The 4,306-nt window shown below is 59.8% G+C and carries 3 protein-coding genes; 2 read left to right on the top strand and 1 reads right to left on the bottom strand.

All coding sequences use genetic code 11. The features are described 5' to 3' along the window. The coding region (locus ABIZ35_RS08675) for a hypothetical protein (protein ID WP_348219493.1) at positions 1-227 on the top strand (227 nt) is incomplete at its 5' end. Positions 228-373: 146 nt separating this feature from the next. Next, entirely contained in the window at positions 374-1,387 is a 1,014-nt protein-coding gene (locus tag ABIZ35_RS08670; RefSeq protein WP_348219492.1) for a LacI family DNA-binding transcriptional regulator, read from the top strand. Between the two features lie 166 nt (positions 1,388-1,553). On the opposite strand, the gene ABIZ35_RS08665 is transcribed toward ABIZ35_RS08670, so the two are convergent. Continuing rightward, a complete protein-coding gene (locus ABIZ35_RS08665) occupies positions 1,554-3,698 on the bottom strand; it encodes a UvrD-helicase domain-containing protein (RefSeq protein WP_348219491.1) in 2,145 nt (714 codons plus the stop codon). Between the last annotated feature and the right edge of the window lie 608 nt (positions 3,699-4,306).

The following is a 4,306-nucleotide window of genomic DNA, read 5'->3' as shown; positions in this document are numbered from 1 at the left end:
TGTTCGCGGGAACGGGCGGCTCCTCGCTGATGACGATGAGTCCAACGCAGCAGCGCTTGAACAAGATCGACTTCCCCGCCGAAGCCGGATGGACGCCTCAGGAAGTGGGCGTCGGCGCGGACGGATATGCGCGTATTCTGGCCACGAACGTGGATGGACGTGGTCGCCTGCGCATTTATAACACGGCGGGCGCGCTGCTCAGCTCGCATGAGTTTGCGCCGTTCTAGACTGCCTCCTCGAAGATCGATCATTGGGCGCGCAGGAGCCGTCGGCTCCCGCGCGCTCTCTCTTTTGCGCTTGCTTTTCTAACTTTGAGTGCGTTTGCCGTCTTTGGAAATTGACAAGCCGCGCCCATGTCCGCTATGATAATCCTATGGTTACGATTCATGATGTCGCCCGAGCAAGCGGTGTTGCTATCTCGACGGTCTCCAATGTCCTCACCAACGCCAACCGGCCTGTCAGCGCCGGCGTGCGTGAGAAGGTTCTGCGCGCGGCGCAGGAGCTGAACTACTATCCGAACACTACGGCGCAGGCGCTCGTGCGGCGGCGCATGGGCGCCATTGGCGTCGTGGCGGCGATCGTCTCCGCGAGCGAGATCGTCAAGAGCGATTATATTTCGGGGATTATGCAGGGAGTGCTGGGCGTCGCCGAGGAAACGCAGCAGAACGTGACGCTGTACACGCACCACTGGCGCGGGGCGCGGGAGTCGGCGGCGGTGTTTCGAGACCGGCGCACGGATGGTCTGCTGCTGATTGTCCCCCCGACGGACTCCGATATCGTCGCGGCGCTTTCTTCGCTGTCCGTGCCGCTGGTCACGGTGTCGGCGCTGGAAGTCGAGGGCGTGCCGTCGGTGGATGTGGATGACCGGCTGGGAGCAGCCCTGGCGGTGGAGCACCTCGCGGCCCTGGGCCATCGGCGGATCGCGCATGTTCACGGCAACGAGAACCATGTGAGCACGCGCAATCGCCTCGCGGGCGTCATGGAAGCAATGTCGGCGCATGGGCTCACGATCCCTGATCGCTGGATCCGGTTCGCCGATTACGGCGGCGAAGGCGCCAAGGAAGTTTGCGTGGAGATTCTGAGCGGCGACGACCGTCCCACGGCGCTGCTCGCCGCCAACGACGCCGTCGCCGTCGCCGCCCTGCGCGCCGCAGAATCGCTGGGGCTGCGCGTGCCTCAAGACCTCTCCATCGTCGGCTACGACGACGCCCCGATGGCCGCCCTCGTCCATCCCGCGCTCACCACCATCCGCCAGCCTCTCATCGCTATGGGCGCCGCCGCCGCGCGCACGCTGGCGCGCGTGATTGAAGGGGAGACAGGGGTGGAGGCTCGGCAGTTGCTAAAGCCGGAATTGATCGTCAGGGAGAGCACGGCGCGGGTGGGGTGATATCTCCACGTTACATCGGAGATGAACGCTAACATCGACTATTGGGTGGCATGCCGGCGGCTTTGCGCAGGCATGTATTGCGTGCGAAGCGGAACATGACGTTTCTTCTCAATCGTAGAACATGCCTGCGCAAAGCCGCCGGCATGCCACCCAGTGGCGGGCGGGGTTATGATCCCTCATCCGTCGTCTCCTCCACCACTTTCACCACTCGCTCCGGCATCTCCAGCAGCGACGCCATTTCTTTCAAGAACGGCGACCGGGAAAGTACACGCGTGGAGTGCAGCAGCGGCCAGCTGAGCGTCACATGCTCCTTGGCGCGGGTGATGGCGACGTACGCCAGGCGCCGCTCTTCTTCGATGCTGTCGCCCTGGAGCTGGGTTTTTTCTTCATCGAACCAGCGCAGGCTGCGGTGATGCGGGATCATGCCGAAGGCGAAGCCGACGACGAAGACGATGGGCCATTCCAGGCCCTTGGCGCGGTGGATCGTCATCATCTCCACGGCGTCGCCGGCCTCCACATTTTCGGTCGCCTTGTTCTGGGCGGCGACGAAGTTCAGGAAGTCCTGAGCTGTTGGGAAGGCGGCGCAGGAGACGCAAAGTTCTTCTAAGTTATCCAGACGGGAGTTGCCTTCGTCCTCGACATGGCCCTCCTCGCGCAGCAGCCAGTCGTCGTAACCGATCTCGCGCGCCCTGCGCAGACGCAATTCCGCGCTGTCGCCCGCCTGGGCTACTTGCTTCACCATTTCCCGGAAGTCGCGTACGGCCAGGCCCTGCCAGGTCTTGAACTGGCCGTTGGTCAGCGTCTTGTAGAGCGACCATCCGTGGCGCGCGGCCTGTGTCTCTAACTCCGCGATGAACGCGCCGCCGAGGAAGTGCGTCGGTTTCCCGTAGGATTTGGAGGCGACGTTGATGACGCGCTTGACGGCTTCATCGGCGGCGGGGCTGTCGCGATCCACGCTCAGCTGAAGAAACGCGATGAGATCGCGCACCTCCTTGCGTCCGTAGAATCCCAGAGCCCCCTCCAGAACATACGGCACGCCATTCGCAACGAAGGCTTCTTCCAGGGCGCGCGAGTAGGCGTTCGTCCGAAACAGCACCGCGCAGTCTTTCAGGGTCGCCCCGGAATCTTTGTGCGCTTTTAATGTTTCCGCAACGTGTTTCGCTTCCCCTTCGGCGTCCTCGTGCTCCAGCGTCTCTAAATCCGAGCCGTTGTCGCGGGTGGACGCCATTTCCAAACGGTAACGGCTATCCATTCCCGAATTGCCGATCAGCTCGTTCGCCACGCGCACGATGGTGGCGGAGCTGCGATAGTTTGCCGGAAGACGGATGATATCTCCATTCGGAAAGGCCGACGCAAACTGGCCGACGGTGGCTTCGGGCGAACAGCCCCGGAAGCTGTAGATCGCCTGGCCGACGTCGCCGACGATAAACAAATTTCGATGCACGGCGCTGAGAATGCGGGCGATCTCCCACTGGACCGACGACGTGTCCTGTGTCTCATCGATCAGCAGATACTGGAACTTTGCCTGATACTTCGCGCGGATCGGGGGCTGCTCCTGAAGCAGTTCCAGTGTTTCCACCAGCAGGTCGTCAAAGTCCAGGCGGCGGGACGGCTTCTTTGCCAAAATATCGAACTTCGCCGTTTTAGCCTGCTCGTAGCAGCGCCAGAATTTGCACAGGGTTTGGATCGTGCCGTCGCCCCAGTTCGGCTCGTGCTCGCGGAAGGCGCGCTCTGCTTCCGTGACCTTGAACCCACGGTTCTTGACCGCAGAAACGGCTGAAAGGGCGCTCTTAGGATCGAATGCAACGTTCAGGCCGAAGGGCGGGGAGGGGAGACCGCGCCCCATCCAGTCCTTGTCGCCTAAAATAGCCTTGGCGACACGCACTTGCCAGTTTTCGTCGGCAATCTGGAAGTAACCCGCCTGCTTGCCCAGAAGGACGGTGAGCTCGGTTTTCAGTAGACGCAGGCAGTGCGCGTGGAAAGTGCCGATCCAGAGCTTCTCAATGATCGCATCGCCGCCCTCGCCCAGCAGCGCCGCCAGACGCTCGCCCATCTGATCCGCCGCCTTTTTGGTAAACGTCGCGACGAAAATACTTTCCGCCGGAACGCCCTCCGCGAGCAGCAGAGCGATGCGGCGGGTCAGGACCGTGGTCTTGCCCGAGCCCGCGCCTGCGAGCACCAGCGCGGGGCCTTCGCCGTGATGCAGGGCGCGCATCTGGTCGTCGTTCAGTCCCGCCTCCAGCGACGGCAGCAAGGCGGCGCGGCGCAGGGCGTTCAAATCGTCGGAAATGGCTTCGAGAGTGACTTGCATAGTAGGCGTCCAGAAATGATCGTGACTAAGGCGGGCGGCAACACGCATTATACCGAAATTGCGCGGGGATTTGGGAGTCTTACCGCGAATGCGTGTTCTCTCCTTGACTTTCGGAAAATATTTCATTATTTTTTATTTTGAAATCTCGATTACGAATATTGATCCGGTCACGAAAGATTGACTTTTGGTTAACGAGCGATATTAGAACCCTTTAATTTTCGTAGGCTGTTTCACGAATCAAGGTGTTTATATAAAATATGTAGATCGAGAGTTTGTAATAATTTATGCCTGTATGCTTTGTGGGGTATTTATTGCGAGTGAAAAACCGCGTTTCCGGGCAGTGACAATTGCCGGTTTTGAGTGGTTTTTGCGATTTCCTGTATTCCTTGCGAGTAGACGGCGTTTGATTATTATGGAATAATCTCCCCAATATACCGGTCAAGCATCGTCTTGCCGGACTTTTGCGCGTCCGCCTTCCACTTCAGGAACTACCCTCGGTGGATCGGTAGAAACACTTCAAGCCATCAAAAATTAGGATATCAAATCAAGAATTGACCATGCAAATGGGACAATCACTAGAGTTTTAAGCTTGCTTGCTTGAAAAGGGA

Source organism: Capsulimonas sp. (assembly GCF_039929585.1).
Lineage (GTDB): Bacteria > Armatimonadota > Armatimonadia > Armatimonadales > Capsulimonadaceae > Capsulimonas.
The sequence above is the reverse complement of the archived record's forward strand: the minus strand, read 5'-3'. Positions and strand labels throughout refer to the sequence as shown.